This window comes from Variovorax sp. ISS6 (assembly GCF_056523145.1).
Window position 1 is genome coordinate 312,725 of sequence record NZ_JAWRZC010000002.1, and the last position, 25,774, is coordinate 338,498.

Below are 25,774 nucleotides of genomic sequence, written 5' to 3' on the forward strand. Positions count from 1 at the left end.
GAGCGAAACAGCCGCTCGTCCTTATTCTTTCGAGAAAGTCGGCGCGTCAGTCGCGCAGCCTCGGCAGCAGCGCGAGAAAGGCCTTGAGCAGCGGCGACTCGTCCGACTTGCGCCAGACCACCAGCGTGTCGACATGCGTCTTCTCGCCCTTGAGCGGACGGAACACCACGCCCTCGCGATGCAGCGCCTTCACGCAGGCCGGCACCAGCGCGACGCCCACGCCGCCCGAGACCAGGCTCACGATGGTGTTCATCTGGCGCGCCGGAAACATGCGCGGGCTGAAGCCGCGCCGCATGCAGGTGGCGACGATGGCGTCGAACATCTGCGGCCCGATGTGGCGCTCGAAGCCCAGGAAGCGTTCGCTCGCGAAGCGCTCGAGCGCCACGCTGCCGGGCCGCGCGAGCGCATGCGTCTCGGGCAGCGCGAGGATCAGCGTGTCCTTCTGCACCAGTCGCGAGTCCAGCGTCGGCGGCATCTCGGCCGGCTGCAGGATCAGGCCGATGTCGAGCCGGCCCGACTGCACGTCGGCCAGGATCTGCTCGGTGATGCCCTCGCGCAGCGCGATGCTCGCGTTGGGATGGTTCTCGTTGAAGTCGCGCAGCACCTGCGGCAGGAAGGTGTAGGCCGGCAGGCTGATGAAGCCGACCGCGATCGAGCCCTTGAGGCCGGCCGCCGCGTCCTTCGCATGGCGGCGCAGGCTCTCCATGCCGCCGAGCACGGCGCGCGCGTCGCGCAGGGCCTCCTCGCCCGCGCGCGTGATCGCGATGCGGCGCGAGCTGCGCTCGAACAGCGCGACGCCCAGTTCCTCCTCCAGCTCCTTGATCGCGAGGCTCACCGGCGGTTGCGAGAGATTGAGGCGCTCGGCGGCGCGGCCGAAGTGCAGTTCCTCGGCGACGGCGACCAGGCAGCGCAGGTGGCGGAGTTTCATCGATCTGAATCCTGTATTAATCGATCTGAATTGTAGATTTGTTGCTATGGATCAGCGCTCCTAGACTCCGCGGCCATGCGCCGGCCCTACCCCCTGCCGCGCAGTCAGGAGACAAAGTGAACAAGCAGTCGACGACGGCCCTGCCACGAGCAAGGACCGTGGTCCACCCTGGGCCCAGCGGCCCCGTGAGGATCAACCACATGCGTGCCGACCATGGTCGGCACTTCCGGCTTTCGCTGCCCGTGGGCCGCACCCTGCACGAGGGCCTGGTCGAGGCCCTGGCGCGCGAGGCGGTGCACAGCGCCTCGATGACGCTGCTCGGCGGCGACCTCGAGAGCCTGAGCTTCTGCATGGCCCTGCCCGACCCCTCGGGCCGCGTGCTCGCCACCTACGGCGCGCCGGTGCCGCTGCGCGGCGCGCGGCTGATCTTCGGCAATGCCACGCTGGGCCGCTCGGCGTCGAACGCGCCGCTGGTCCATTGCCATGGCGCCTTCTGCGAGGCGGACGGCGCGGTGCGCGGCGGCCACATCCTCTGCGACCGCAGCGTGGTCGGCCGCGTGCCGGTCACGGTGCTCGTGACCGCGCTCGACAGCTTCGAGCTGCGCGTGGCCTACGACGAGGAAACGCGCATGCCGCTGATGCGCCCCGAGGCGAGGGCCGGTCATGTCTGAAGTCCACCGGATCGAACGCGGCCGCATGGGCCGCGTGGCCTACGCACGCATCGGACCCAACGAAGACCTGATGCAGGGCGTCGAGAAGCTCTGCGTGGCCCAGGGCTTTCGCCATGCCTTCGTGCGCGGCGCGCTCGGCAGCCTGATCGACGCCTGCCTCGAGCGCCCCGACGGCGCCTGCCAGGTGATCCGCGGCCCGGCCATCGAGGTCGTGAGCCTGGCCGGCGAAGTGCGCCGGCAGCCCGACGGCAGCCTGCGCTCGGCCCTCACCGGCGTGGTCGCCGACACCGAGGGCCGGGTCTACGGCGGGCCCTTCGTGGCCGGCGCCAACACCGTGTGCGTCACCTTCGAGGTCACGCTCGAAGAGTGGCTGCCCGCCGACGACGACAACTGATTTCGACAACTGCAGGACTCCCATGACAGACACCTCCTCCTCCCGGCGCGTCGCCGTCGTCACCGGCGGCGCGCGCGGCATCGGCCTCGCGATCGGCCAATGGTTCCTCGCGCACGGCCACCAGGTCGCGCTGCTCGACAACGACCGCGCCACGCTGGAAGCGACGGGCCGCACGCTCGCCCAGCCCGATCGCGTGCTGACCGTGAACTGCGACGTGTCCGATCCCGCGCAGGTCGATGCGGCCGCGCATGCCGTGGTCGCGCGCTTCGGCCGCGTCGATGCGCTGGTCAACAACGCGGGCGTGGCGGTGTTCAAGCGCGTGGCCGAGACCAGCTTCGCCGACTGGCGCACGGTGCTCGGCACCAACCTCGATGGCGCGTTCCTCTGCACCCAGGCCTTCGGCGCACTGATGGTGCAGGCCGGTGGCGGCGCGGTGGTGAACGTGGCCTCGATCTCCGGCCTGCGCGCGAGCACGCTGCGCGTGGCCTACGGCACCAGCAAGGCGGCGCTGATCCACCTGACCAAGCAGTACGCGGTCGAGCTCGGCAATGCCGGCGTGCGCGTGAACGTGATCGCGCCGGGCCCGGTCGAGACCGAGATGGCCAAGCTGGTCCACAGCGTGGCGATCCGCTCCGACTACTACGACGCGATCCCGCTCGGTCGCTACGGCAGCGTGGAGGAGATGGCGAACACGGTGGGCTTCCTGTGCAGCGACGCCGCCAGCTTCATCAACGGCCAGGTGATCGCGGTCGATGGCGGCTTCGACGCCGCGGGCGTCGGCCTGCCGACCCTGCGCCGCGGGCTGCCGTCCGAGCGCGCCGCCGAAGCCGCGCACGCCTGAAGGAGCCGCACGCCATGAACCACGACAACGCCTTCATCGCCGGCTGGGGCCACACGGTCTTCGGCAAGCTCGACGCGGTCGACAGCGAACAGCTGATCCGCGATGCGGTGAATCCCGCGCTGCACACGGCCGGGCTCGAGGCCGCCGACATCGACGGTGTCTTCGTCGGCCACTTCAACGGCGGCTTCATGCCGCAGGACTTCAGCGCCTCGCTGGTCGCGCTCGCGGTGCCGGCGTTGCGCCATGTACCGGCCGTGCGCATGGAGAACGCCTGCGCCACCGGCTCGGCCGCGATCTGGGCCGCGCTCGACGCGGTACAGAGCGGCCGCGTGCGCCACGCGCTGGTGGTGGGCTTCGAGATCATGAACGCCGTGCCCGCCCCGGTGGTCGCGCAGACGCTGCTGCGCTGCTCCTACGTGAAGGAGGAAGGCGACACGCCCGCGGGCTTCGCGGGGGTGTTCGGCCGCATCGCGGGCAGCTACTTCGAGCGCTTCGGCGACCAGGGCGATGCGCTCGCGGCCATCGCGGCCAAGAACCACGCCAACGGCATGCACAACCCCTTCGCCCACATGCGGCGCGACCTGGGCTTCGATTTCTGTCGCCAGGTGTCGGAGCGCAATCCGGTGGTCGCGGGTCCGTTGAAGCGCTCCGATTGCTCGCTGGTCTCCGACGGCGCCGCGGCGCTGGTGATCTCGGCCGCGCCGACGGCATCGGCCCGCGTGCCGGCCGTGCGCTGGCGCTCGCGCACGCAGGTCAACGAATACCTGCCGCTGTCGCGCCGCGATCCCACGCGCTTCGAGGGCGCGGCGCTTGCATGGAGCCGCGGGCTCGAGGCGGCCGGACTCGCGCTGGACGACCTCGGCTTCGTCGAGACGCACGACTGCTTCACCGTCGCCGAACTGCTCGAGTACGAGGCCATGGGCCTGGCGCCGCACGGCCAGGGTGCGCGCGCGATCCTCGACGGCGTGACGCGCAAGGACGGCCGGCTTCCGGTCAATCCCTCGGGCGGCCTCAAGTCGCGCGGCCATCCGATCGGCGCGACCGGCGTGTCGCAGCACGTGATGGCCGCGATGCAGCTCACGGGCCTGGCGGGCGACATGCAGGTGGCCACGGGCCGGCCCGGCGCCGTCTTCAACATGGGCGGCGCGGCGGTCGCCAACTACCTCAGCGTGCTGGAGGCGGTGTGAGCGCGGCACAGGCGGCGAATCTCTCGATGCTGCTGTCGCAGACCGCGGCACTCTTTCCCGACCGGCCGGGACTGATCCTCGAGGACCGGACCTGGACCTGGCGCGAGATCGACGCACGCGTCGACGCGCTGGTCGATGCGCTGCGCGCGCTCGGCATGCAGCCTGGCGACAAGCTGCTCGTGCAGTCGCGCAACAACATCGCGCTGTTCGAGAGCTGCTGGGCCGCGTTCCGCCTGGGCGCGGTCTGGGTGCCGGTGAATGCGCGGCTCACGCCCCCCGAGGTGGCCTACCTCGGCAGCGCGAGCCGGGCCGCGGTGATGCTCGCCGAGGACTGCTTCGGCGCGCACGTGGAGGCGGTGCGCGCGGCCTCGGCGCACCTGCGCCATGTGGTGACGATCGGCAAGCCTTCGCAGGGAACGCAGGGCTACGAGGCATTGCTCGCGGCGCACGCTGGCGCGGCCAATGCCACGGCAGCGGTCGATGCCGACACGCCGCTGTGGTACTTCTACACCTCGGGCACCACCGGCAAGCCCAAGGCCGCGGTGCTGACCCATGGGCAACTGGCCTTCGTCGTCACGAACCACCTCGCCGACCTGATCCCCGGCACCACCGAGCGCGACTGCTCGATCGCCGTCGCGCCGCTGTCGCACGGCGCGGGCATCCATGCGCTGCTCAATGTCGCGCGCGGCGCCGCGACCGTACTGCCGGCCTCGGACCGGCTCGATCCGCCCGCCATCTGGGCGCTGGTCGAGCGGCACCGGGTCAGCAACCTCTTCACCGTGCCCACCATCGTCAAGATGCTGGTGGAAGACCCGTCGGTCGATGCCTTCGACCACGGCTCGCTGCGCTACCTGGTCTATGCCGGCGCGCCCATGTACCGCGCCGACCAGAAGCGCGCGCTGCACAAGCTCGGGCCGGTGCTGGTGCAGTACTTCGGCCTCGGCGAGGTCACGGGCTGCATCACGGTGCTGCCGCCCTCGATGCATTCGGCCGACGATGCCGATCCCGATGCGAACCTCGGCTCCTGCGGCCGGCCGCGCACCGGCATGGAGGTCGCGATCCTCGATGCGCAGATGCAGCGCCTGCCGGCCGGTGCCGTCGGCGAGATCTGCTGCCGCGGCCCCGCCGTGTTCGCGGGCTACTTCGACAACCCCGAGGCCACGGCCAAGGCGCTGCGCGGCGGCTGGTTCCACACCGGCGACCTCGGGCGCATGGACGAGCGCGGGCTGCTCTACATCACGGGCCGCGAGTCCGACATGTACATCTCGGGCGGTTCGAACGTCTATCCGCGCGAGGTCGAGGAGATCCTGCTGACCCATCCGGCGGTGCGCGAGGCCGCGGTGCTCGGCTGGCCCGACGCCAAGTGGGGCGAGGTCGGCGTGGCCGTGCTGGTGTGCGAGCGCGACGACATCGACGCCGAGGCGATCCTGCGCCATCTCGACGGCCGCTGCGCCAAGTACCGCTGGCCACGCCACGTGCTGTTCTGGCCCGCGCTGCCCAAGTCGGGCTACGGCAAGGTCGCGAAGAACGACATCCGCCGGCTGCTGGCCGAGCGCGGCGAGATCGCGGAGGCCGCCATCGCCTGAAGTCCCGTCCCCTTCCCCCACAGCGTTCGACAGATCCCCAGAAAACCCACATCACAGGAGACAAGCGCCATGAACATCCAACGCCGCACCGTGCTGCGCACCGCCGCCGCCGCATCCACGCTGGCCCTGCCGCTGCGCCACGCCTTCGCGCAGAAGAAGCCCTACAGCTACAAGTACGCGAACAACCTGCCGGTCACGCACCCGATGAACATCCGGGCCAAGGAGATGGCCGACGCGATCCGTGCCGAGACCCAGGGCCAGGTCGACATCCAGATCTTTCCGAACAACCAGCTCGGCTCGGACACCGACATGCTGAGCCAGCTGCGCTCGGGCGGGGTCGAGTTCTTCACGCTGTCGGGCCTGATCCTCGCCACCCTGGTGCCCGCGGCCTCCATCAGCGGCGTGGGCTTCGCGTTCCCCGACTACGCCAGCGTCTGGAAGGCGATGGACGGCGAGCTCGGCGCCCACATCCGCCAGCAGATCGCCAAGGCCAACATCCTCGCGATGGACCGCATCTGGGACAACGGCTTCCGCCAGATCACGTCCTCGAGCAAGCCCATCGCGGCGCCGGCCGACCTGAAGGGCTTCAAGGTGCGCGTGCCGGTCTCGCCGCTGTGGACCTCGATGTTCAAGGCGCTCGAGGCCGCGCCGACCTCGATCAACTTCGCCGAGGTGTATTCGGCGCTGCAGACGAAGATCGTCGACGGCCAGGAGAACCCGCTCGCGATCATCTCGACCGCCAAGCTCTACGAGGTGCAGAAGTACTGTTCGATGAGCAACCACATGTGGGACGGCTTCTGGTTCCTCGCCAACAAGCGCGCCTGGGATCGCCTGCCGCCCGAGCTGCAGGCCATCGTGGCGCGGCACGTCAACGCCGCCGCGATGAAGGAGCGCGCCGACGTGGCCGAGCTCAATACCGGGCTGCAGAAGGAACTGGCCGCCAAGGGCATGCAGATCAACCAGCCCGACCCGGCCGCCTTCCGCGACCAGCTGCGCAAGGCCGGCTTCTATGCCGAGTGGAAGGCCAAGTACGGCGACGAGGCCTGGGCGCTGCTCGAGCGCAGCGTGGGCAAGCTGGCATGAGCGCCGCGCTGGGGCATGGCCACGGGGCCGCGCTGGCTTTCGATGCGGCGGGGTCGAACCCGCTCGCGGCGCGCATCGAGCAGGCGCTCGGCGCCGCGGTGAGCGTCGCGGCCGGCGCGCTGGTGCTGGCCGACGTGGCGGTGCTGCTCGCGGGCGTGGTCGCGCGCTTCGTGCTGCACCAGCCGCTGATCTGGTCGGACGAGCTGGCCTCGATGCTCTTCATCTGGCTGGCGATGCTGGGCGCGGTGGTCGCGCTGCGGCGCGGCGAGCACATGCGCATGACGGCGCTGGTGTCGGGCCTCGCGCCCGAACGCCGGCAGCTGGCCGAGGCGCTCGCGCTGTGCGCGGCCCTCGCCTTCCTCGCGATGATCGCGTGGCCGGCCTGGGAATACGCCGCGGAGGAACGCTTCATCACCACGCCCGCGCTCGACATCTCGAACGCCTGGCGCGCCGCCGCCCTGCCCGCGGGCGTGGCGCTGATGGCGCTGTTCGCGGTGCTGCGGCTGTTCCGCGACTTCGACTGGAAGACCACCACCAAGGCCGTCTGCGTGGTGGCGATCGTGGTCGCGGCCTTCGGCTTCGGGCGTGCCGTGTTCGAGGACCTGGGCCGGCTCAACCTGCTGGTCTTCTTCGTTGGCGTGGTGCTGGCCTGCGTGCTCGGCGGCATCCCGATCGCCTTCGCCTTCGGCCTCGGCACCTTCGGCTACCTCGCGCTGACCACCGACACCGCGCTGCCCGTGATCGTCGGGCGCATGGACGAGGGCATGTCGCACCTGATCCTGCTCGCGGTGCCGCTGTTCGTCTTCCTCGGCCTCTTGATCGAGATGACCGGCATGGCCAAGGCGATGGTGGCCTTCCTCGCGAGCCTGCTCGGCCACGTGAAGGGCGGGCTCTCTTACGTGCTGGTGGGTGCGATGTACCTGGTGTCTGGCATCTCGGGATCGAAGGCGGCCGACATGGCGGCGGTCGCGCCGGCGCTGTTTCCCGAGATGCAGAAGCGCGGCGCCAGCGACGGCGAACTGGTCGCGCTGCTGGCGGCCACGGGCGCGCAGACCGAGACCGTGCCGCCGAGCCTGGTGCTGATCACCATCGGCTCGGTCACCGGCGTGTCGATCGCGGCGCTGTTCACCGGCGGGCTGCTGCCAGCCGTGATCCTCGGCCTGATGCTGTGCGTGGTGGTGCATTTCCGCAGCCGCCACGAGGACCTGAGCCGGGTCGAGCGCTCGCCCTGGTCGCAGGTGCTGCGGCTCGCGCTGGTCGCGCTGCCCGCGCTCGCCCTGCCCTTCGTGATCCGCGCCGCCGTGGTGGAAGGCGTGGCCACCGCCACCGAGGTCTCGACCCTCGGCATCGTCTACGCGGTGGTGGCCGGGATCGCGATCTACCGGCAGTTCGACTGGCGCCGGCTCGGGCCGATGCTGGTGGCCACCGCCTCGCTGTCGGGCGCGATCCTGCTGATCATCGGCACCGCCACCGCGATGGCCTGGGGCCTCACGCAGTCGGGTTTCTCGCGCTGGCTCGCCGAGCTGATGGCAAACCTGCCGGGCGGCGCCGGGATGTTCCTGGCCGTGTCGCTGGTGATCTTCGTGATCCTGGGCTCGGTGCTCGAGGGCATCCCGGCGATCGTGCTGTTCGGCCCGCTGCTGTTTCCCATCGCGCGCCAGCTCGGCATCCACGAGGTGCACTACGCGATGGTGGTGGTGCTGTCGATGGGCCTGGGCCTGTTCGCGCCGCCGCTGGGCGTGGGCTACTACGCGGCCTGCGCGATCGGGCGCGTGCAGCCCGATGCGGGGATCGGGCCGATCGTGGGGTACATGCTGGCGCTGCTCGCCGGGACGATCGTGGTGGCGGCAGTTCCGTGGCTGTCGATCGGCTTCCTCTGAACTAGCTTCGCACCACGCTGCGAAAGGCCACCGACAGCGCCTCGAGCGCCGCGCGCGGCCGCCCTTCCCCCACGCGCGTGTGCAGCAGCACCGGCAGGCGCGGCAACTCGGGCAGCCCGAGCCGCGCGCCCACGTCGACCGCGCCGAAGGGCAGCATGCGCGGCGCCAGCGCGGCCACGCCGAGGCCGGCCATGACCGCGGCCGTGACGGCGGCGACGCCACCGCCGACGAAGACCTCGGTCCAGGGCATGCGCGCCTCGTCGAGCAGTCGCGCGGCCAGCGCGCGCACGCCGCAGGGCTCGGCCATGGTGGCCAGCGGCAACGGCTCGCCCGCGCGGTGCTGCCAGGTCGGCGCCGCGAACCAGCCGAACCGTTCTTCGGCCAGCAGTTCGCCGTCGTTGCGGCCCGCATGCAGGCGCACGATCACGGTGTCGAGTTCGCGCCGGTCGAAGCTCTGCAGGAGCTCGCCCGAGGAGCCGATGCGGATCTCGATCAGCAGCTGCGGGTCCTGCGCGTTCATGCGCGCGATCAGCGCGGGCAGCTCGGGGCCCGCCACGTGGTCGCTGATGCCGATGGTGAGCCGCTGGCGCGCCTGCGCGAAGGCGCCGAGCGCGCGGTCGTGCACCGCCAGCAGCTCGCGCGCGTGCTCAAGAAAGGCCGCGCCCTTGGCCGACAGCTCCACGTGCCGCGGTGTGCGCTCCACCAGCCGGCAGCCGAGCCGCTCCTCGAGCCGCTTGAGCTTGAGGCTGATGCCGGCCTGCGTGGTCTGCAGCGCCTCGGCCGCGAGCGTGAAGCTGCCGAGCTCGACGATGCGGATGAAGGCCAGGACGGCATCGAGATCGAGAGGGCGTGCAATCATTTCAAGAAATTGTCGTTGATATAAATATCCATAGCAATTTCGTATGACTAGCATCGTCCGACATCACCACCCCCTTGAAGGAATCACGATGCCCATCAGCCATGTCTTCCTGCGTGCCGGCAAGCCCGAGGCCTATCGAACGGCGATCCTCGACGGCCTCGGCCGCGCGCTCAGCGACGCGCTCGGCGTGTCCGAGGACAACCGCTTCATGACGCTCAGCGAGCACGAGCCCGCGAACTTCCGCCACGGCAATGCCTACGGCGTGACGCGCAGCGACGACGTGGTCTACATCCGGATCACGGTGTTCGACAGCCGCAGCGCCGCGCAGAAGCAGGCGCTGTTCCGGCGGCTCGCGGAGCTGCTGGCCGAAAGCCCCGGCCTGCGCGGCGAAGACCTGTTCGTGAACATCGTCGACTCGCCGAAGGAGAATTGGTCGGTGGGCCATGGCCTCGCGCAGTTCGCCTGAGGCCCGGCCGACGAGATCCACGATGGAGACATCCCATGCTCGATATTGCAGAGGTCGCGCAGCGCGCAGGCCTGGCGCCTTCGGCGCTGCGCTTCTATGAACGGCGCGGACTGATCGAATCCGCGGGCCGCACCGGCCTGCGGCGCGCCTACCGGCCCGAGGTGGTCGCGCGGCTGGCGCTGATCCACTGCGCGAAGTCGGCCGGCTTCTCGCTCGCGCAGATCGGGCGTTTCCTCGCGTCCACGCCCAAGGACGTCGAGCTGCGTCGCAGCATGGCCAAGCGCGCCACCGAGCTCGACCACGAGATCGAGCGGCTGCAGACCATGCGCGACAGCCTGAAGCACGCGGCCGTGTGCACGCATGCCTCGCTGGTCGAATGCCCGAAGTTCAAGGCCAACTTCCGCGATCTGGTGCGTTAGCAAGAAAACTTCGAAGAAGCGCTTGACTTGAACCGAAGTTCAAGTCGTAGATTGGCTGTCCCCTTCACCACCGGAAGACAGGACATGCCGCTTCATCCCCAGGCCCAGGCGCATCTGGATCGCCTCGCAGCCACCCGCTTCTCCGACATGCACACGCTCGCGCCCGACGCGATCCGGCAGGGCATGCGCCGCATGCTCGCGGCGCTGCCGCCCGGCGCGCCGGTGGCCTCGGTCGCCGACCGGCGCATCGACAGCGCGGTGGGGCCGCTCGACGTGCGCATCTACCACCCGTCGCCGCAGCAGGTGCTGCCGGTCATCGTGTTCTTCCACGGCGGCGGCTTCGTGCTCGGCGACCTCGACACGCACGACGGCCTCGCGCGCGCGCTCGCCGTGGCGACGCAGACGGTCGTGGTCTCGGTGGCCTATCCGCTGGCGCCCGAGCACAAGTTCCCGGCCGGCGTCGACGCGGCCTTCGCGGCCGCCGCCTGGGTGGCCGAGCATGCGGCGCAGCTCGGGGCCGACGGGCATCGGCTCGCGGTCGCGGGCGACAGCGCCGGCGGCAACCTCGCGGCGGTGGTCGCGCTGAAGGCGCGCGATGCCGCGGGACCGCGGATCGCGCACCAGCTGCTGATCTATCCCGATGTCGATTTCCGCCGCATCAACACCTCGATCCAGGCGTATGCGGGGCAGTACGGCAACATCGGCCGCGAGATGCAGCACTGGTTCATGGATCACTACCTCGGCGACGCGGCACTGAAGACCCATGCGCTGGTCTCGCCCCTGGTGGCCGGGGACCTGCGCGGACTGCCGCCGGCCCATATCGTCACGGCCGAGTTCGATGCGCTGCGCGACGAGGGCGAAGCCTATGGCGAGCGGCTGCGCGAGGCCGGCGTGCCGGTCAGCGTGAAGCGCTACGACGGCATGATCCACGAGTTCATGCGCTGGCCCTTCGACGCCACGCGCGAGGCGCTGGCCGATGCCGCGCGGGCACTGCGGCCCACGCTGTTCGCGGCATAGCGGCCTTAGCGCGGCGGATGCTGCCAGCTCTTGTGGACGAACTCGAGGCTGTGGCCGTCGGGGTCGAGCACGTTGGCCGCGTAGTAGCGCGGGTCGTAGTGCAGGCGCGCCCCGGGTGCGCCGTTGTCGCGGGCGCCGGCGGCCATGGCCGCGGAATGGGCCGCGTCGACTTCGGCATGGCTCGCGGCGACGAAGCCCACGTGCACCGCCTCGCCGTTCACCGGGCCCTGCCGCAGCCAGAAGAACACGCGCCCCCGGGCGCCGAAGCCCTTCAGGTCGGGATGGCCGGGCGGGCCGTCCTTGCCCGCGTAGTCGTGCTGGTGGGCGATGCCCAGTGGCGCGAGCGCGGCGGCATAGAAGTCGATGGAGCGTTGCAGGTCGCTGACGGACAGGAAGATGTGGTCGAGCATGGGCGGCGCCGTATCAGATGTTGTAGCCGCCGGCCACCTCGATGGTCTGCGCGTTGATCCAGGCATTGTCGGCGGACAGCAGTCCCGCGATGACGCGGCCGACGTCGTCGGGCGCGCCGATGCGGCCGAGCGCGGTCTGCGCGGCGAGCAGGGTCTCGAACTCGGGGCTCTGGTCGAGCGCCTCGCTGGTCATGTCGGTTCGGATGGCGCCCGGCGACACGGCATTGGCGCGGATGCCGCGCGCGCCGAACTCCTTGGCCATGTAGCGCGTGAGCACCTCCAGCCCGCCCTTGAAGGCCGCATAGGGCGCAACGCCCGGTGTCGCGACACGCGTGGTCGCGCTGGTGAGGTTGACGATGTGGCCGCCGTCGGCCATCAGCGGCAGCAGCGCCTGGGTCAGGAAGAACGGGCCCTTGAGATGCACGTCGAGCAGGCCGTCGAACTCGGCCTCGCTGACCGAGGCGATGGGATTGAAGAGGCCGTAGCCCGCGTTGTTGACCAGCGCATCGAAGCTGTTGCGCTGCCATGTCGCTTCGAGCGTTGCCGCAACCCGGTCGCGAAAGCCGGCGAACGACGCGACCTTGCCCACGTCGAGCGCGAGCGCCGCGGCCTTGCCACCCTCGGCTTCGATCGTTCGCAAGAGCGCCTCGGCGCCGGCCGCGTGGCTGTTGTAGGTGAGGATCACGCCCATGCCGCGCCTGGCGGCCTGCAGGGCCGTGCTGGCGCCGAGGCCGCGGCTCGCGCCGGTGATGATGACGATGTTCATGCGTGCTTTCGTTGAATCGGTGATGCATCGACGATAGGTGGCGGCCCGCATCGCGGCCTGCCCATTCCTGCCCCGGGCCTGCCCAGAACTGCCGCGCCGGCACGCGGGCACTTGCGGCGCACGGGGCGGTGCGATCTGATGCAGGCCATGGAAGAACAACTGGTGGAACTCCGCGACCTGGCCGCCCATGCGCGCAACCGCCTCACGGAGACCGGCATTCCGCGCGTGGCCATGGTGCAGGGGAAGATCCCCGAGCACGAGCTCAACGCGGTCTACGACCCGATGGTCAACCTGGTGCTGCAGGGCGGCAAGTCGATGACAGTGGGCGAGCGCACGCTGGACTACGGCCCGGCCACCTATTTCGTGATGTCCATCGAGCTGCCCGCGGCCGGCACGGTACGGCCCGCGCCGGGCGGCGAGCCCTATCTCGCGGTGGCCCTGAGCCTGCAGCCGGCGGTGATCGCGGCGCTGATCGCCGACCTGCCGCCGATCGCGCTCGCGCAGAAGCCCGAGGCCGGCTTCTCGGTGGCCGCCGTCACGCCGGACCTGATGGACGCCTGGGTGCGCATGCTGCGGCTGATGCGGCGGCCCGCCGACATCCCGGCGCTGGCGCCGGTCTACGAGCGCGAGATCCTCTATCGCGTGCTGCAGGGGCCGCAGGGCGCGATGCTGCGCGGCATCGCCATGCCCGACAGCGCCCTCTCGCGCGTGAGCCGCGCGATCCAGCGGATCCGGCGCGACTTCGCGCAGCCGCTGCGCGTCGAGGCGCTGGCGCGGCAGGCCGCGATGAGCGCGTCGGCTTTCCATCGGCATTTCAAGGCCGCGACCTCGCTGAGCCCGGTGCAGTACCAGAAGCGCATCCGCCTCTTGCAGGCGCGCACGCTGCTGGTGGCGCATGGCCAGAGCGTGAGCTCGGCCGCCTTCGAGGTCGGCTACGAGAGCGCCACGCAGTTCAGCCGCGAATATGCGCGCGCCTTCGGGCTGCCGCCGGGGCGCGACGCGGAACGGATACTGGCCGGGCACGCCTGAGCGCGCACCGCGGGCTCACACCTTGTCAGTGGTCGTCCGCGCGCACGAAGGACTCGAGCACCTTGACCATGCGCGCGAGCTGCGGGCCGATGTCCTGCTCGAGCAGCTCGCGGCCGAAGCGGCTGGCCGAGCCGCCGACGTTGAAGGTCACGACGTTGCCGTCGGCCTGCCGGATGGCCGCGCCCACGCCGCTGATGTCGCTCTCCCAGCCGCGCACGACCATCGTGAAGCCGCGTTCGCGCCAGTGCGCGAGCGAGGTCTCGATGGCCTGCTGCGTCTGCGGCCAGCGCTCGCGGTCGGCCAGGCGGATCTCGCCCAGCAGCCGCTCGCGCTCCTTCGCATCGAGCGCGCAGAGGTAGGCATGACCCATCGCCGAGCGCGCCACGGGCAGCCGTGAGCCGATGTCCAGGCCCAGCGACAGCGGCGCGCTCGAACGGCAGTTCTCCACGTAGAGCATCGACAGCCCGTTGCGTATGCCGAGCGACACCGAGGCGTCGTAGCGGTCGGCCAGGTCCTGCATGTAGGGCCGCGCGATGCGCCGCAGCTTGAGGTTCGACACCATCGTGATGCCGAGCGCGACCAGGCCGTCGCCATGCGCGTACTTGCCGGTCTCGCGCGAGTGGCGCAGGTAGCCCGCCACGACGAGGGTGTAGGCAAGCCGCGCGACGGTGGGCTTGGGCAGGCCGGTGCGGCGTGCGATCTCGGTGCTGGTGAGCCATTTCTCGTCGGGGCCCCAGGCGGCCAGGATGTCCAGCCCGCGCGCCAGCGCGGTCACGAAGCGCGGACTGTCGGCGCCCTCCTCGAAGTCGATCTGCTTGGTGCGGCCCATGTTGATTTGTAAATTTAATTTCGTTGGACGGAATTATATTTTCAGCGCTTGGAAACGGTTCATGGAATTCCCTATACGAGAGAAGCGCGAGCGGAAAGATACTCGCCGTCGTTCGAAAGAACATTCCATAAATCTAATTCCGCTGAACGAAATTAAAGGATTCACGCGGAACCCATCCAACACGCAGGAGACATCTCGTGAAGTTCCATCGCCATCCGGGCCGCCGCGCCACCGTTCTCTCGCTCATCGCCGCCGCGACGCTGGCCGCATGCGGCGGCGGTGGCGGCGATTCGTCGGGCGCCAGCGCCGCGGCGCTGGCCGCCGCCATCGCCGCGCAACAGGCCGGTGCGGGCGGTGCGGGCGCCGGCAATCCCCCGGCACCGCCGCCCCCGGCGGCGCCCCAGCCCGAGGAAACGCGCGCGCAGGACAGCCGCCAGTTCACGGTCGACGAGACCAAGCTGCCGTTCGCCGCACTCTCGGGCGCGCCCGACACCGACCGCTGGTGGGGCGTGCTCGAGGGCGCCGGCTACCGCGTGGAAGTGCCGAAGAACTGGAACGGCATGCTCGTGATGTACGCGCACGGCTACGGCGGCACGGGCCCGGTGGTGAGCGTCAGCGATCCCACCATCCGCGCGCACCTGATCGCCCAGGGCTACGCCTGGGCCGCGTCGAGCTACACCAAGAACTACTACGACGTGCGCGCCGGCGTCGAGGACACCAACGCGCTCGCGCTGGCCTTCCAGCGCATCGCCTCGCAGAACGGCCGCACGCTCGATGCACCGCGCAAGACCTACATCGTCGGCCAGTCGCTCGGCGGCCACGTGGCCGCGGCCGCGGTCGACGCCGAGGCGCTGGAGACGGCCAACCACAAGGTGCGCTATGCCGGCGCGGTGCCGATGTGCGGCGTGCTCGGCGACATCGAGCTCTACAACTACTTCGGCGCCTCGCAGATCGCGGCGCAGCAGCTGGCCGGCCTGCCCGTCACCGGTTGGCCTGTGAGCAACTGGAACGACCTGCTGCCCGTGGTGCGCAACGCGCTGTTCACGCGCTTCCCGAGCGCGACGACCGCGCAGGGCGAGAAGTACAAGGCCATCGTCAAGAACCTCACGGGCGGCGAGCGCCCGATGTTCGACGCCGGCTTCGCGGGCAGCATGAACGCCACCGTGTGGGGCACCTTCGGCCGCGACGGCACCATCAACGGCATCCTCAACCGCGACGGCTACGACACCACCGGCATCGTCTACCAGCTCGACAACGACCCGGCGCAGAACGCCGAGGAGATCACCTTCAACCAGGGCGCCTACCGGCTGCATGCCGACCCCGAGTCCAACCGGCTGCGGCGCGACGGCCTGCGCTGGTTCCCCAAGTCCAATGCACGCATCGACGTGCCGGTGGTCACCATCCACACGCTGGGCGACGTCTACGTGCCGTTCAGCATGGAGCAGATCTACAAGCGCCGCGCCGATGCGCTGGGCACCTCGAAGTGGCTCGTGCAGCGCGCGATCCGCGGCATCAGCCACTGCGACTTCACGACCGAGGAACAGACCCAGGCCTTCGACGCGATGACGAACTGGGAGCAGAACGGCGTGAAGCCGGCCGGCGACGAGGTGCTCGATGCCGCGACCGTGGCGCGCGCCGACTACGGCTGCAAGTTCTCCTCGGCCAGCCGCGGCGGCTGTCCCGCGCCCTGACGGCGCCGGCGCGGCCCGTCCCGTTCGCGGGGCGGCCGCACCGCCCTTCCCGTTTTCTTCGTTCGCACGTCCTGCCATGAAACAACCCACCCTCACCCGCCGTGCGCTGCACGCCCTGCTGCTGGCCGCCGGCCTCGCCGCCGCTCCCGCCTTCGCGCAGTCCGATGCCTTTCCGGTGCGGCCGATCCGCGTGCTGATCGGCTTCACCGCCGGCGGCTCGACCGACGTGCCCTTCCGCGTGCTGGCCGAGAACGCCTCGAAGATCCTCGGCCAGCCGGTGATCATCGAGAACAAGCCCGGCGCGGGCGGCGTGCTGCCAGCGCAAACCATGCAGGCCACCGCGCCCGACGGCTACACGCTCGCGCAGGTGCCGCTGCCGGTGTTCCGCCTGCCCTACACCACCAAGCTCAACTGGGACCCGGCCAACGACCTGAGCTACGTGATCGGCCTCGCCGGCTATTCGTTCGGCCTGGTGGTGCCCGCCGATTCGCCGATCAAGTCGATGCGCGAGTACCTCGCCTATGCCAAGGCCAACCCGGGCCGCCTGAGCTACGGCACGCCGGGCGCGCTCACCACGCTGCACCTGACGATGGAAGCGATCGCGATCCAGGCCGGCGTGGAGTTCAATCACGTGCCCTACAAGGGCAACTCCGAATCGCTGCAGGCGGTGCTCGGCGGCCACGTGATGTCGGTGGCCGACACGCCGGGCTGGGGCCCCTATGTCGACCAGGGCAAGCTGCGGCTGCTGTCGACCTGGGGCGAGCAGCGCTCGAAGAAGTATCCGAATGCGCCCACGCTCAAGGAGTCGGGCATCGACATGGTGCAGGCCTCGCCCTTCGGTCTGGTGCTGCCCAAGGGCGCGAACCCGAAGGTGGTCGCGATCCTGCACGACGCCTTCAAGAAGGCGATGGAGATGCCCAACTACCAGGAGTCGCTCGCCAAGTTCGACATGGAGACCTTCTACATGGACAGCGCGGCCTACAAGCAGTACGCGGTGCGCACCATGAAGACCGAAAAGGCCGTGATCGACAAGCTGGGCCTGGGCACGGCGGCCGCCGCGAAATAGGCGACCGCCCGCCGGGGCTCAGAACAGGTTGCCGACGTTGAACAGCGTCAGCAGCCCCAGCACGCCGAAGATGACGGCGGCCACGCCGTGCACCAGCCGCATCGAGACCTTGGCGGCGATCTTCTCGCCGAGGAAGACCGCGGGCGCATCGGCCAGCATCATGCCCAGCGTGGTGCCGATCACGACCTGCACCACGTCGGGATAGCGCGCGGCCAGCGCCACGGTCGCGATCTGCGTCTTGTCGCCCATCTCCGCGAGGAAGAAGGTGACGACCGTGGTGCCGAAGGCACCGAAGCGGCTCTTCGTCTTCGCGGCATCGTCGTCGATCTTGTCGGGGATCAGCATCCACGCGGCCATGGCCAGGAACGAGGCGCCGATCACCCAGCGCAGGATGTTCGGCCCCATGGCCTGGCCCACCCAGCCGCCGAGCGCGCCCGCTGCGGCATGGTTGACGACGGTGGCGGTGAAGATGCCCGCGACGATCTGCCAGGGTTTGCGAAAGGTCGCGGCCAGGATGATCGCGAGCAATTGGGTCTTGTCGCCCATTTCCCCGAGCGCGACCACGCCCGTGGATACGAGTAAGGCTTCCATGATGAAAAGAGAACTCCTGGGCCAGCGACGCGAAGACCACGCCACTTCCCGGCCCATACCGAGGTGACGTGGTCAAAGGTCTTGCCAGGCTCTGAAGCTGCTCGCGCCATGGCCGAAAGGCCAAGTGTGTTGACGCGGGCTCCTGCGTTGCGCAGGTCAGCTACTCCCCAATGACTGAGGGCGCGATCTTAGTCGTGGGCAGCGAATCGCCCGCGCCTTTTCGATGAATGTCCCCTTGTCGAGAGCGAGTTGCATTACCGCGACGGTTTCGAGGCGTCATGCGGCACGCGCCTGTTGCTCGCCGGCCAGCGCCAGTTCCCGCAACAGCGCTTGCCGCGTCGCAGCCGCCTTCTCGGCCTGCGCCTCGCGCACATGGCCGTATCCCCGGATCGACTGGGGCAGCGAGGCCAGCTTCGTCACGATGGGCAAGGTCTCGGCACGCAAGTCGGACAGGGCCACGCGCATGTCGTCTTCGTACTGCGCCAACAGCCGGCGGTCGAGTGTGCGTTCCGCCGCGTTGCGGAACGGATCGAGCCAACTTCCCCGGAGGCCGCGCATCCGCGCCATGCATTTCATCGCCAGCAGCACCCAGGGTCCCGCGTCGCCCTTGACGGGCTTGCCGCTGTGGACGTCCTTCCGCGCGAAGGGCCAGACCCCGAGGTGGAAGCGCAGCCGGATCGGGCCCTCGAACTCCTGCGCCAGTGCCGATCGAAAGTCGGGGTGCGTGAACAGGCGGGCGACCTCCCACTCGTCCTTGGTCGCCAGCAGCCGGTGGTAGTTGTGCGCCACGGCCCTGGCCAGGGCATCTCCCGCATGGAGCGCTGCTTCCAACCGACGCGCCTTCTCCACCAACGCCCTGTAGCGCTGCACATGCAGTTCGCCGCTGTGCGCGCGCAGGTGTTCGATGCGATGCGCGACGGTCTGGTCGAGTCCCCGGGTCTGCCGCGGCATGAAGGTGATGACCTGCGTCGGCTGTTCGGCCTTCAGGTGGCGCTCCACCGCCGGTCGGTCGTGGGCGACGCGTCGCCCCCAGAGGAACGCTTCCTTGTTCATGGCCACGGCCACGCCGTTGAGCTCGATGGCCCGCTCGATCGCGGCTCGTCCCAGGGGAACGAAGCCGCGCTGCCAGGCCAGGCCCAGCATGAACATGTTGATGCCGATCGGATCGCCGACCAGCGCGGTGGCCATGCGCTCGCCATCGATCAGCACGAGATCGGCCGTGCCCGCCGCGGCCTCGATGCGCTCGATCAGCATCTTCGGGTCGAGCTGCCAGTCGGGATTGCGCGCGAAGTCGCTGGTCGGCACGAGGCCGGTGCTCACCACCGCGCGGCCGCGACCGGCCGGCAGCCGTGTCAGCGATTCGTCCGAGGCCGCGACGACGAGGTCGCAACCGATCAATGCATCGGCTTCGCCCTCGGCGATGCGCGTGGCATGCAGCATCCCCGGCTCGGGCGCGAACCGCACATGCGAGGTCACGGCGCCGTACTTCTGCGAGAACCCGGTGACATCGAGGTTGGAGCTGTAGCGGCCCTCCAGATGGGCGGCCACGGCCAGGGTCTGGCCGATGGTCACCACGCCCGTGCCGCCGATGCCGGAGATCAGCACGCTGCAGGCGCGTTGCAGCGGTGCGATGTCGGGCTCGGGCAGCGCCTGCGTGTACGGGCGCGGCGATGCCGCCTGGGCCTCGACGCGCGCCGCGGCACGGCGTGGCTTTGCGCCCTCGACGCTGACGAAGCTGGGGCAGAAGCCCTCCACGCACGAATAGTCCTTGTTGCAGCTCCCCTGGTTGATGCGGCGCTTGCGGCCGAGCTCGGTCTCCAGCGGCTCGATTGACATGCAGTTCGAGGCCACGCCGCAATCGCCGCAGCCCTCGCACACGGCCGGGTTGATGAACAGGCGCCGGTCGGGATCGGGCACCTTGCCGCGCTTGCGCAGCCGGCGTCTCTCCGCGGCACAGGCCTGGTCGTAGAGGATCACCGAAACGCCGGGGTATTCGCGGAACTCGCGCTGCACGGCGTCGAGGGCGGTACGGTGGTGCACAGCCACACCCTCGGGCAGGGTCACGTCGGCATAGCGCTGCGGCTCATCCGTCACGACCGCCATCTTGCGGATGCCCTCCGCCGCGAAGCCCGCGAGGATCTGCGGCGGGCTCAGGTTTCCCTCGACCGGCTGTCCGCCCGTCATCGACACGAAGCCGTTGTAGAGCACCTTGTAGGTGATGGGCACCTGCGCCGCGACGGCCTGCCGAATCGCCAGATGGCCCGAGTGCGCCAGCGTGCCGTCGCCGATGTTGGCGAACACATGGCGCTCGGCGGTGAAGGGTTGCTGGCCGAGCCACATCACGCCTTCGGCGCCCATGTGCGACCAGGTGGTGGTCTGCTGTGGGTTCACCAGCAGCGCCATGCTGTGGCAGCCGATGCCGGCCAGCGCGCGGCTGCCTTCGGGCACCTTGGTCGAGCGGTTGTGCGGGCAGCCCGAGCAGAAGCCGGGCACGCGGTTCGGCCCCGGCAGCTTCACGGGTGAGCTCGCGCAGGGCGCGGGCATCTCACGGCCCAGCACGCGCGCCAACACTTCGGTCACCCGTACCGGCGAGATCTCGCTGGCGTTCGGAAAGGCGACGTCGGCGGGTCCCGATTCGAAGAGCCCGCCTTCGAACAGCTTGCCCACCAGGCGCGGCGCATTCGCGCGGCCGTAAAGAATGGTGCGCACCTGGTCTTCGAGAACGGGCCGCTTTTCTTCGACCACCACGATGGTGTGCAACCCTTGTGCGAACTCGCGCACGATCTCCGGATCGAGCGGCCAGACCAGTCCGATCTTCAGCAGCTTCAGGTCGGCGAGCCCGCCCCCAACTGCTTCATCCTCGCGCCCCAGGGCCTGCAGCACGTCCTGCCAGGCCTTGCCCGCCGCGATGACGCCGACACCCGCCCCGGCCGGGTCCGCGACGATGCGGTTGAGCCGGTTCGCCCGGGCATAGGTGAGCACCGCGGCATGCTTGTGGTTGTAGAGCCGGTCCTCTTGCGGCAGCGGCATGTCGAAGCCCCGGATGTTGTAGCCCGCGCCGAACGGGTCCACCGGCCGGCTCGGTGCCTCGGGCACGGTGATGAGGGGAGCATCCGTCCCCACGTAGACCGAGCCCCCGCCCTCGACGACGTCGGTCACGACCTTCATGCCCACCCAGCAGCCCGAGAAGCGGCTCATGGCGATGCCGTGCAGGCCGTAGTCCAGCAGCTCCTGCGTGTTGGAGGGATAGAGCACCGGCATGCCGACCGCCATGAGGATCGGATCGGAGAAGTTGGCGACCGAGGAACTCTTCGCACCGTGATCGTCGCCCGCCAGGCACAGCACCCCGCCCTTGGGCGAGGTGCCGGCCTGGTTGGCGTGCCGAAGCACATCGCCCGAACGATCCACGCCCGGGCCCTTGCCGTACCAGATGCCGAACACGCCATCCACGCGAGCGCCCGGAAAAGTCCCCACGTACTGCGAGCCCCAGATGGCGGTCGCGGCCAGGTCCTCGTTCAAGCCGGAACGGAACACCACGTTGGCCGCCTTCAGCTGCTTCTCGGCGGCCCACAGCTCCATGTCGTAGCGGCCCAGCGGCGAACCGCGATAGCCCGAGATGTAGCCGCCCGTGTTCCATCCGGCCGCGGCATCGCGCGCGCGCTGCTGCAGCGGCAGGCGCACCAGCGCCTGGATGCCGGTCATGTAGACCCAGCCGTCATCGACGCCATAGCGGTCTTCGAGCGCCGCGGCATCACGTACCAATGCCATGTTCAAGATCCGTCTCCTGTGGGGTTTCAGTGCTGGGCGGCCGGCACGTCGCTGCCGCTGCGGCCCGCCAGGAATTGCAGGTCGCAGCCGTCATGGGCCTGGTTGACGGTGTCGACGTACAGCCTGACGTAGCCCCGGGTGGCCGCGGCGGCGGGCGGTGTCCACGCGGCCAGCCGCTGCTGCAACTCCTGCTCGGAGACGAGCAGCTCGAGCCGCCGGGCCTCGACGTCGAGCTCGATCAGGTCGCCGTCGCGCACCACGGCCAGGGCGCCGCCCACGGCCGCCTCGGGCGACACATGCAGCACCACGGCCCCGAACGAGGTACCGCTCATGCGCGCGTCCGAAATGCGGACCATGTCCGTCACGCCCTGCTTCAGCAGCTTGGCGGGAATGGGCAGCATCCCCAGTTCCGGCATGCCCGGAAAGCCCTTGGGGCCGCAGTTGCGCAGGACCATGACCGAGTCCGCATCGATCTCGAGATCGGGATCGTCGACACGCCGGCCGAGGTCGTCCTGGTTCTCGAACACCACGGCGCGCCCCCTGTGCTTGAGCAGGCGCGGCTCGGCGGCCGAAGGCTTGATGACGGCACCGTTCGGACACAGGTTGCCGCGCAGGATGGCCACGCCCGAGGTCGCCATGAAGGGCTTGGCCACGCTGTGGATCACGTCCGGGTTCCAGCAGACGGCGCCGACGTTGTTCTCGGCCAGCGTCCTGCCGGTGACGGTCAGCGCATCGCCATGCAACAGGCCCGACTCGCACAGGTTGCGCAGGATCACGGGCAGCCCGCCGGCTTCATGGAAGTCCTGCATCAGATAGCGGCCCGAGGGCTGGAGGTTGAGCAGCGTGGGCACATCGCGTCCGACCCGGTGCCAGTCCTCGATGTCGAGCGGGACTTCCATGCGCCGCGCCACCGCCGTCAGGTGGATGACGGCATTGGTCGATCCGCCGATGGCCGCGTTGACCGCGATGGCGTTCTCGAAGGCCTCGCGGGTCAGCACCTTGTCGAGCCGGAGGTCCTCGCGCACCATGTCGACGATGCGGCGGCCCGCCATGCGCGCGAGCACGCGGCGCCGGGCATCCACGGCGGGAATCGATGCGTTGTCGGGCAGCCCCACGCCGAGCGCCTCGACCATCGACGCCATCGTCGATGCCGTTCCCATCACGTTGCACACGCCCACCGAGCGGGTGAGGCAGCCCTCGGCCTCCTCGAAGTCCTCGTTGACGGCACGGCCGGCGCGCAGGTCCGCCGCCAGGTTCCATGCATCCTTGACGCCGAAGGACTTGCCGCGAAAGCTGCCGTTGAGCATGGGCCCGCCGGACACGCCGATGGTCGGCAGGTTGACGCTCGCGGCGCCCATCAGCAGCGCGGGCGTCGTCTTGTCGCAACCCATCAGCAGCACCACGCCGTCGAGCGGATTGGCGCGCAGCGTTTCCTCCACGTCCATGCTGCAGAGGTTGCGCAACAGCATGGCGGTGGGCCGGGTCAGCATCTCGCCGGGCGAGATGACCGGGAACTCCATCGGTACGCCGCCCGCTTCGAGGATGCCTTCGCGCACATGCAGGGCCAGGTCGCGGAAGTGCGAGTTGCACGGCGTGAGCTCGGACCAGGTGTTGCAAATGCCGATCACGGGCCGCCCGTCGAAGTGATCCATCGGCACGCCGCGGCTGCGAACCCAGCCCCGGTTCGCGAAATTCCTCGCGCCCCGGCCTTCGAACCAGGCCTGCGACCGCAGCCTGCGCTTTTCTTCATCGGACATACGCTTGTTTTCCTATCGCTATCACAAGGAGTGGGCAGATCGCATCCGGCGCTCCAGCACGGCCAGCACCGGTGCCAGCAGCACCACGACCAGCAACGGTGCCGCGGCGGCGCACATGGCGACCTTCACGCCCATCTGTTGCGCCAGCAGCGCCGCGGCGATCAGCGGCGCGGCACTGCTGCCGAAGCGCGAGACCGCCCCCTTCCAGCCGACCGCGGCGCTGCGCAGCGTGGCCGGATAGACGATGGGCGTGATGATGTTGAGCGACTGGTAGGTGCCGACGACGAAGAAGCCGGCGCTGACGATCGTGGCAATGAAGCCCCCGCTGCCGAAAGGGAACAGGCCGAGCCCGGCCAGCGACAGCGCGCCCAGCAGCGCATACACGGCGGTCACGGGATAGCGCCCGAAGCGGTCGATCACGAGGCCTGTGGACAGGCCGGCGGCGATGGATGCCAGCCCGGCCATCGATGCGTAGGCCGCATAGCTGGCGACCGGCACGCCCCCGAATTCATGGAAGAAGGCCGCGCCGATGCCGAACAGGTTCACGGCGATCTGCCCGCAGATGCAGGAGAACCAGAGCACCGCGGTGAAGAGCGCGCGGCGGTCGCCGAAGATCTCGACGATCGAGATGCGCGCGCCGGTTCGCCGCTGCGGTCCGCGAAGCCTGGTGCCGGCATCCACGGCGATGCCCAGCTTGCGCAGCGCCTTGAAGATGTCGGTCGGCTGTGCGCCGGTGCGCGCCAGATGCAGCGGCGACTCCGGCATCCACAGCACGATCGGCACGATCATCAGCAGCGGCGCCAATGCGCCGATCAGGTACATGCCCTGCCAGCCGATGCGATCGAGCGCGAGGGCCACGAGCCCGCTGGCGCCCACGGCGCCGATGGCCACGCCGGCATAGACGATGCCCACCATGGTCGAGCGACGCTTGACGGACGAGATGTCGGCCACCAGGCTGGCAGCGGCAGGCAGCAGGCCGCCGCCCAGCATGCCGGCGATGAAGCGCGTTGCCCCGAAGGTGGCGATCGAGCCGGCGAACACGCTCTGCAAGGTGGCGACCGAGAACAGTGCCAGCAGTGCGATCAGCATGCGCTTGCGGCCGAAGTGATCGGCCAGCGGCGACAGCAGCAGGCCACCGATCGCCTGCCCCATGGGCTGCAACGCGAAGGCGCCGGTCAGGCTGGCGGTCGGCACGCCGAGCGTCGATGCGATGGCGGGCAGCATCTGGCCGGTCACCGCCAGGTCGTAGCCGTCGATCAGCAGCACGAGGAACAGCGTGGCCACGGTGAGCACGTGGCCGCGCCGCACGGGCGAGGCGTCCAGCAGGCCGCCGAGGTCGATCCTGTCATTCATGGCGGGGCGCTTCAGATGCCCAGCTGCCGGGCCGCCAGGTCCTTGAGGATTTCCTCGGAGCCGCCGCCGATCATCATCACCTTGGCTTCGCGATAGATGCGTTCGGAGCGGGTGCCGCGCATGTACCCCATGCCGCCGAGGATCTGCACCGCCTGATCGGCGCAGAACTGCATGGCCTGCGTCGAAAGGATCTTCGCCATGCAGGCGCGCGCCACGAGCTGCTCGGGATCGCCATGCCGGTGCTCGAGCCGCCAAGCCAGCTCGTAGACGAGCGCGCGGGCGGCGTCGATCTTCAGCGCCATGTCCACGAGCTTGTGGCGAATGACCTGCCGCTGCGCGAGCGGTTGCCCGAAGGTCACGCGGTCGCGCGCCCAGGCCAGGGCCTCGTCGAGACAGGCCTGCGCGAAGGCGCAGGCGGCGGCCGACATCGACAGCCGCTCGCTGTTGAAGTTGGTCATGAAGACCTTAAAGCCCTGGTGCTCGGTGCCCAGCAGATGGCCGACCGGCACGCGCACGTCGTCGAAATGCAGATGCGCGGTGTCGGAGCACCACCAGCCCATCTTCTTGAGCGGCGTGCGCGTGAGTCCGGTCGAATCGGCATCGACCAGCAGGGCCGACACGCCCGCGGCGCCCTTCGAGCCCGCATCGGTGCGCACGGCCACGGTGATGAAGTCGGCGCGCATGCCGGAGGTGATGAAGGTCTTCTCGCCGTTCAGCACATAGTGCTCGCCCTCGCGCCGCGCGGCGCATTTGAGCGATGCAACGTCGGAACCGCCGCCGGGCTCGGTGACCGCCAGCGCGGCGATCTTGTCGCCGGCGAGCACCGGCGGCACCACGCGCCGCTTGAGTGCTTCGCTGCCATGCGCGGCCACGGGTGGCAGGCCGATGGTGTGCGACAGCAGCGAAGCCTGCACGCCGCCGCAGCCCGCGCGCGCCACCTCCTCGATCGCGACGAGGTAATGGAAGATGTCGGCCGCCGTGCCGCCGAGCGCTTCGTCGTAGCCGATGCCGAGGGCACCCAAGGCACCGAACTTGCGATAGAGCTCGCGAGGAAAGGTTTCGGCCTCGTCCCAGTCGTTCGCGAAGGGGACGATCTCCCGGTCGACGAATTCGCGCAGCGTCGATCGGAAGACTTCATGCTCGGCGCTGAAGTAGTGAGGGAGTGGGCGTGTTTCGATCATCG

23 protein-coding genes and 1 riboswitch are annotated in these 25,774 nt (G+C 69.7%); of the genes, 13 read left to right on the forward strand and 10 right to left on the reverse strand.

The genetic code is table 11. The annotated features are described in order from the left end of the window. Positions 1–46: 46 nt before the first annotated feature. On the reverse strand, positions 47–928 hold the full coding sequence (locus AC1HIL_RS33110; protein ID WP_479669087.1) for a LysR substrate-binding domain-containing protein: 882 nt from the start codon (positions 926–928) through the stop codon (positions 47–49). 200 nt (positions 929–1,128) lie between these two features. Between AC1HIL_RS33110 and AC1HIL_RS33115 the strand changes: the two genes are divergently transcribed. The 7 genes from AC1HIL_RS33115 to AC1HIL_RS33145 all read left to right on the forward strand — a co-directional run bounded on the left by AC1HIL_RS33115 (position 1,129) and on the right by AC1HIL_RS33145 (position 8,570). After that, on the forward strand, positions 1,129–1,599 hold the full coding sequence (locus AC1HIL_RS33115) for a PPC domain-containing DNA-binding protein (protein WP_479669086.1): 471 nt from the start codon (positions 1,129–1,131) through the stop codon (positions 1,597–1,599). Next, positions 1,592–1,993 carry a PPC domain-containing DNA-binding protein gene (locus tag AC1HIL_RS33120; protein WP_057591869.1) on the forward strand — a complete coding sequence of 134 codons (402 nt, stop codon included), beginning with the start codon at positions 1,592–1,594 and terminating at the stop codon, positions 1,991–1,993. Before AC1HIL_RS33115 ends, AC1HIL_RS33120 begins: the two co-directional genes overlap by 8 nt. Positions 1,994–2,015: 22 nt before the next feature. Then, on the forward strand, positions 2,016–2,834 hold the full coding sequence (locus AC1HIL_RS33125) for an SDR family NAD(P)-dependent oxidoreductase (protein ID WP_057591868.1): 819 nt from the start codon (positions 2,016–2,018) through the stop codon (positions 2,832–2,834). 14 nt (positions 2,835–2,848) lie between these two features. Beyond that, on the forward strand, positions 2,849–4,021 hold the full coding sequence (locus AC1HIL_RS33130; RefSeq protein WP_057591867.1) for an acetyl-CoA acetyltransferase: 1,173 nt from the start codon (positions 2,849–2,851) through the stop codon (positions 4,019–4,021). Beyond that, positions 4,018–5,607: an acyl-CoA synthetase gene (locus AC1HIL_RS33135; RefSeq protein WP_479669085.1), complete on the forward strand. Its 1,590-nt coding sequence runs from the start codon at positions 4,018–4,020 to the stop codon at positions 5,605–5,607. Before AC1HIL_RS33130 ends, AC1HIL_RS33135 begins: the two co-directional genes overlap by 4 nt. A 69-nt stretch (positions 5,608–5,676) precedes the next feature. Then, positions 5,677–6,690 (forward strand): TRAP transporter substrate-binding protein, encoded by a 1,014-nt coding sequence (locus AC1HIL_RS33140; protein ID WP_261210570.1) that lies wholly within the window; start codon positions 5,677–5,679, stop codon positions 6,688–6,690. Then, positions 6,687–8,570: a TRAP transporter large permease gene (locus AC1HIL_RS33145; protein WP_261210569.1), complete on the forward strand. Its 1,884-nt coding sequence runs from the start codon at positions 6,687–6,689 to the stop codon at positions 8,568–8,570. Before AC1HIL_RS33140 ends, AC1HIL_RS33145 begins: the two co-directional genes overlap by 4 nt. A 1-nt stretch (position 8,571) precedes the next feature. Here AC1HIL_RS33145 and AC1HIL_RS33150 read toward each other — a convergent pair whose 3' ends face one another. Continuing rightward, on the reverse strand, positions 8,572–9,429 hold the full coding sequence (locus AC1HIL_RS33150; protein ID WP_422099220.1) for a LysR family transcriptional regulator: 858 nt from the start codon (positions 9,427–9,429) through the stop codon (positions 8,572–8,574). A gap of 88 nt (positions 9,430–9,517) precedes the next feature. On the opposite strand from AC1HIL_RS33150, the gene AC1HIL_RS33155 reads away from it, so the two are divergent. From AC1HIL_RS33155 to AC1HIL_RS33165, 3 genes are all read left to right on the forward strand, one after another. Next, positions 9,518–9,895, forward strand: a complete 378-nt coding sequence (locus AC1HIL_RS33155; protein ID WP_057592652.1) for a tautomerase family protein — start codon at positions 9,518–9,520, stop codon at positions 9,893–9,895. Between the two features lie 35 nt (positions 9,896–9,930). After that, positions 9,931–10,314 (forward strand): MerR family transcriptional regulator, encoded by a 384-nt coding sequence (locus AC1HIL_RS33160; protein WP_479669084.1) that lies wholly within the window; start codon positions 9,931–9,933, stop codon positions 10,312–10,314. A gap of 84 nt (positions 10,315–10,398) precedes the next feature. Further along, a complete protein-coding gene (locus AC1HIL_RS33165; RefSeq protein ID WP_479669083.1) occupies positions 10,399–11,331 on the forward strand; it encodes an alpha/beta hydrolase in 933 nt (310 codons plus the stop codon). Positions 11,332–11,336: 5 nt separating this feature from the next. Here the strand turns inward: AC1HIL_RS33165 and AC1HIL_RS33170 are convergent, their stop codons facing one another. After that, positions 11,337–11,741, reverse strand: coding sequence for a VOC family protein (locus AC1HIL_RS33170; RefSeq protein WP_479669082.1), 405 nt, complete (start codon positions 11,739–11,741; stop codon positions 11,337–11,339). Between the two features lie 13 nt (positions 11,742–11,754). Beyond that, on the reverse strand, positions 11,755–12,507 hold the full coding sequence (locus AC1HIL_RS33175; RefSeq protein WP_479669081.1) for an SDR family NAD(P)-dependent oxidoreductase: 753 nt from the start codon (positions 12,505–12,507) through the stop codon (positions 11,755–11,757). Positions 12,508–12,654: 147 nt separating this feature from the next. Here AC1HIL_RS33175 and AC1HIL_RS33180 point away from each other — a divergent pair, with 147 nt between their 5' ends. Next, complete coding sequence (locus AC1HIL_RS33180; RefSeq protein ID WP_479672802.1) at positions 12,655–13,536, forward strand: AraC family transcriptional regulator; 882 nt, start codon at positions 12,655–12,657, stop codon at positions 13,534–13,536. A 25-nt stretch (positions 13,537–13,561) separates the two neighbouring features. Here AC1HIL_RS33180 and AC1HIL_RS33185 read toward each other — a convergent pair whose 3' ends face one another. Continuing rightward, entirely contained in the window at positions 13,562–14,365 is an 804-nt protein-coding gene (locus AC1HIL_RS33185) for an IclR family transcriptional regulator (protein ID WP_479669079.1), read from the reverse strand. Positions 14,366–14,562: 197 nt separating this feature from the next. Between AC1HIL_RS33185 and AC1HIL_RS33190 the strand changes: the two genes are divergently transcribed. Beyond that, positions 14,563–16,056 (forward strand): alpha/beta hydrolase, encoded by a 1,494-nt coding sequence (locus AC1HIL_RS33190; protein WP_479669078.1) that lies wholly within the window; start codon positions 14,563–14,565, stop codon positions 16,054–16,056. A 76-nt stretch (positions 16,057–16,132) separates the two neighbouring features. Next, positions 16,133–17,122: a tripartite tricarboxylate transporter substrate-binding protein gene (locus AC1HIL_RS33195; protein WP_093345906.1), complete on the forward strand. Its 990-nt coding sequence runs from the start codon at positions 16,133–16,135 to the stop codon at positions 17,120–17,122. Positions 17,123–17,140: 18 nt separating this feature from the next. Here the strand turns inward: AC1HIL_RS33195 and AC1HIL_RS33200 are convergent, their stop codons facing one another. The 5 genes from AC1HIL_RS33200 to AC1HIL_RS33220 all read right to left on the reverse strand — a co-directional run bounded on the left by AC1HIL_RS33200 (position 17,141) and on the right by AC1HIL_RS33220 (position 25,772). After that, positions 17,141–17,713, reverse strand: coding sequence for a TMEM165/GDT1 family protein (locus tag AC1HIL_RS33200; RefSeq protein WP_479669077.1), 573 nt, complete (start codon positions 17,711–17,713; stop codon positions 17,141–17,143). Between the two features lie 10 nt (positions 17,714–17,723). Continuing rightward, a riboswitch (yybP-ykoY riboswitch) is annotated at positions 17,724–17,894 on the reverse strand. A 95-nt stretch (positions 17,895–17,989) separates the two neighbouring features. Then, positions 17,990–21,481, reverse strand: coding sequence for an indolepyruvate ferredoxin oxidoreductase family protein (locus tag AC1HIL_RS33205; RefSeq protein ID WP_479669076.1), 3,492 nt, complete (start codon positions 21,479–21,481; stop codon positions 17,990–17,992). Between the two features lie 26 nt (positions 21,482–21,507). After that, positions 21,508–23,238, reverse strand: a complete 1,731-nt coding sequence (locus tag AC1HIL_RS33210) for an IlvD/Edd family dehydratase (RefSeq protein ID WP_479669075.1) — start codon at positions 23,236–23,238, stop codon at positions 21,508–21,510. 21 nt (positions 23,239–23,259) lie between these two features. Then, complete coding sequence (locus tag AC1HIL_RS33215; protein WP_479669073.1) at positions 23,260–24,591, reverse strand: MFS transporter; 1,332 nt, start codon at positions 24,589–24,591, stop codon at positions 23,260–23,262. Between the two features lie 11 nt (positions 24,592–24,602). Further along, on the reverse strand, positions 24,603–25,772 hold the full coding sequence (locus tag AC1HIL_RS33220) for an acyl-CoA dehydrogenase family protein (protein ID WP_057592642.1): 1,170 nt from the start codon (positions 25,770–25,772) through the stop codon (positions 24,603–24,605). Between the last annotated feature and the right edge of the window lie 2 nt (positions 25,773–25,774).

What these genes read in the sequence shown, in the direction of transcription:
- AC1HIL_RS33130 (WP_057591867.1), top strand. Translation starts at nt 2,849, where the DNA reads ATGAACCACGACAACGCCTTCATCGCCGGCTGGGGCCACACGGTCTTC.
- AC1HIL_RS33145 (WP_261210569.1), top strand. Translation starts at nt 6,687, where the DNA reads ATGAGCGCCGCGCTGGGGCATGGCCACGGGGCCGCGCTGGCTTTCGAT.
- AC1HIL_RS33195 (WP_093345906.1), top strand. Translation starts at nt 16,133, where the DNA reads ATGAAACAACCCACCCTCACCCGCCGTGCGCTGCACGCCCTGCTGCTG.
- AC1HIL_RS33140 (WP_261210570.1), top strand. Translation starts at nt 5,677, where the DNA reads ATGAACATCCAACGCCGCACCGTGCTGCGCACCGCCGCCGCCGCATCC.
- AC1HIL_RS33120 (WP_057591869.1), top strand. Translation starts at nt 1,592, where the DNA reads ATGTCTGAAGTCCACCGGATCGAACGCGGCCGCATGGGCCGCGTGGCC.
- AC1HIL_RS33175 (WP_479669081.1), bottom strand. Translation starts at nt 12,507, where the DNA reads ATGAACATCGTCATCATCACCGGCGCGAGCCGCGGCCTCGGCGCCAGC.
- AC1HIL_RS33165 (WP_479669083.1), top strand. Translation starts at nt 10,399, where the DNA reads ATGCCGCTTCATCCCCAGGCCCAGGCGCATCTGGATCGCCTCGCAGCC.
- AC1HIL_RS33170 (WP_479669082.1), bottom strand. Translation starts at nt 11,741, where the DNA reads ATGCTCGACCACATCTTCCTGTCCGTCAGCGACCTGCAACGCTCCATC.
- AC1HIL_RS33110 (WP_479669087.1), bottom strand. Translation starts at nt 928, where the DNA reads ATGAAACTCCGCCACCTGCGCTGCCTGGTCGCCGTCGCCGAGGAACTG.
- AC1HIL_RS33215 (WP_479669073.1), bottom strand. Translation starts at nt 24,591, where the DNA reads ATGAATGACAGGATCGACCTCGGCGGCCTGCTGGACGCCTCGCCCGTG.
- AC1HIL_RS33210 (WP_479669075.1), bottom strand. Translation starts at nt 23,238, where the DNA reads ATGTCCGATGAAGAAAAGCGCAGGCTGCGGTCGCAGGCCTGGTTCGAA.
- AC1HIL_RS33185 (WP_479669079.1), bottom strand. Translation starts at nt 14,365, where the DNA reads ATGGGCCGCACCAAGCAGATCGACTTCGAGGAGGGCGCCGACAGTCCG.
- AC1HIL_RS33155 (WP_057592652.1), top strand. Translation starts at nt 9,518, where the DNA reads ATGCCCATCAGCCATGTCTTCCTGCGTGCCGGCAAGCCCGAGGCCTAT.
- AC1HIL_RS33220 (WP_057592642.1), bottom strand. Translation starts at nt 25,772, where the DNA reads ATGATCGAAACACGCCCACTCCCTCACTACTTCAGCGCCGAGCATGAA.
- AC1HIL_RS33115 (WP_479669086.1), top strand. Translation starts at nt 1,129, where the DNA reads ATGCGTGCCGACCATGGTCGGCACTTCCGGCTTTCGCTGCCCGTGGGC.
- AC1HIL_RS33150 (WP_422099220.1), bottom strand. Translation starts at nt 9,429, where the DNA reads ATGATTGCACGCCCTCTCGATCTCGATGCCGTCCTGGCCTTCATCCGC.
- AC1HIL_RS33205 (WP_479669076.1), bottom strand. Translation starts at nt 21,481, where the DNA reads ATGGCATTGGTACGTGATGCCGCGGCGCTCGAAGACCGCTATGGCGTC.
- AC1HIL_RS33200 (WP_479669077.1), bottom strand. Translation starts at nt 17,713, where the DNA reads ATGGAAGCCTTACTCGTATCCACGGGCGTGGTCGCGCTCGGGGAAATG.
- AC1HIL_RS33125 (WP_057591868.1), top strand. Translation starts at nt 2,016, where the DNA reads ATGACAGACACCTCCTCCTCCCGGCGCGTCGCCGTCGTCACCGGCGGC.
- AC1HIL_RS33180 (WP_479672802.1), top strand. Translation starts at nt 12,655, where the DNA reads ATGGAAGAACAACTGGTGGAACTCCGCGACCTGGCCGCCCATGCGCGC.
- AC1HIL_RS33160 (WP_479669084.1), top strand. Translation starts at nt 9,931, where the DNA reads ATGCTCGATATTGCAGAGGTCGCGCAGCGCGCAGGCCTGGCGCCTTCG.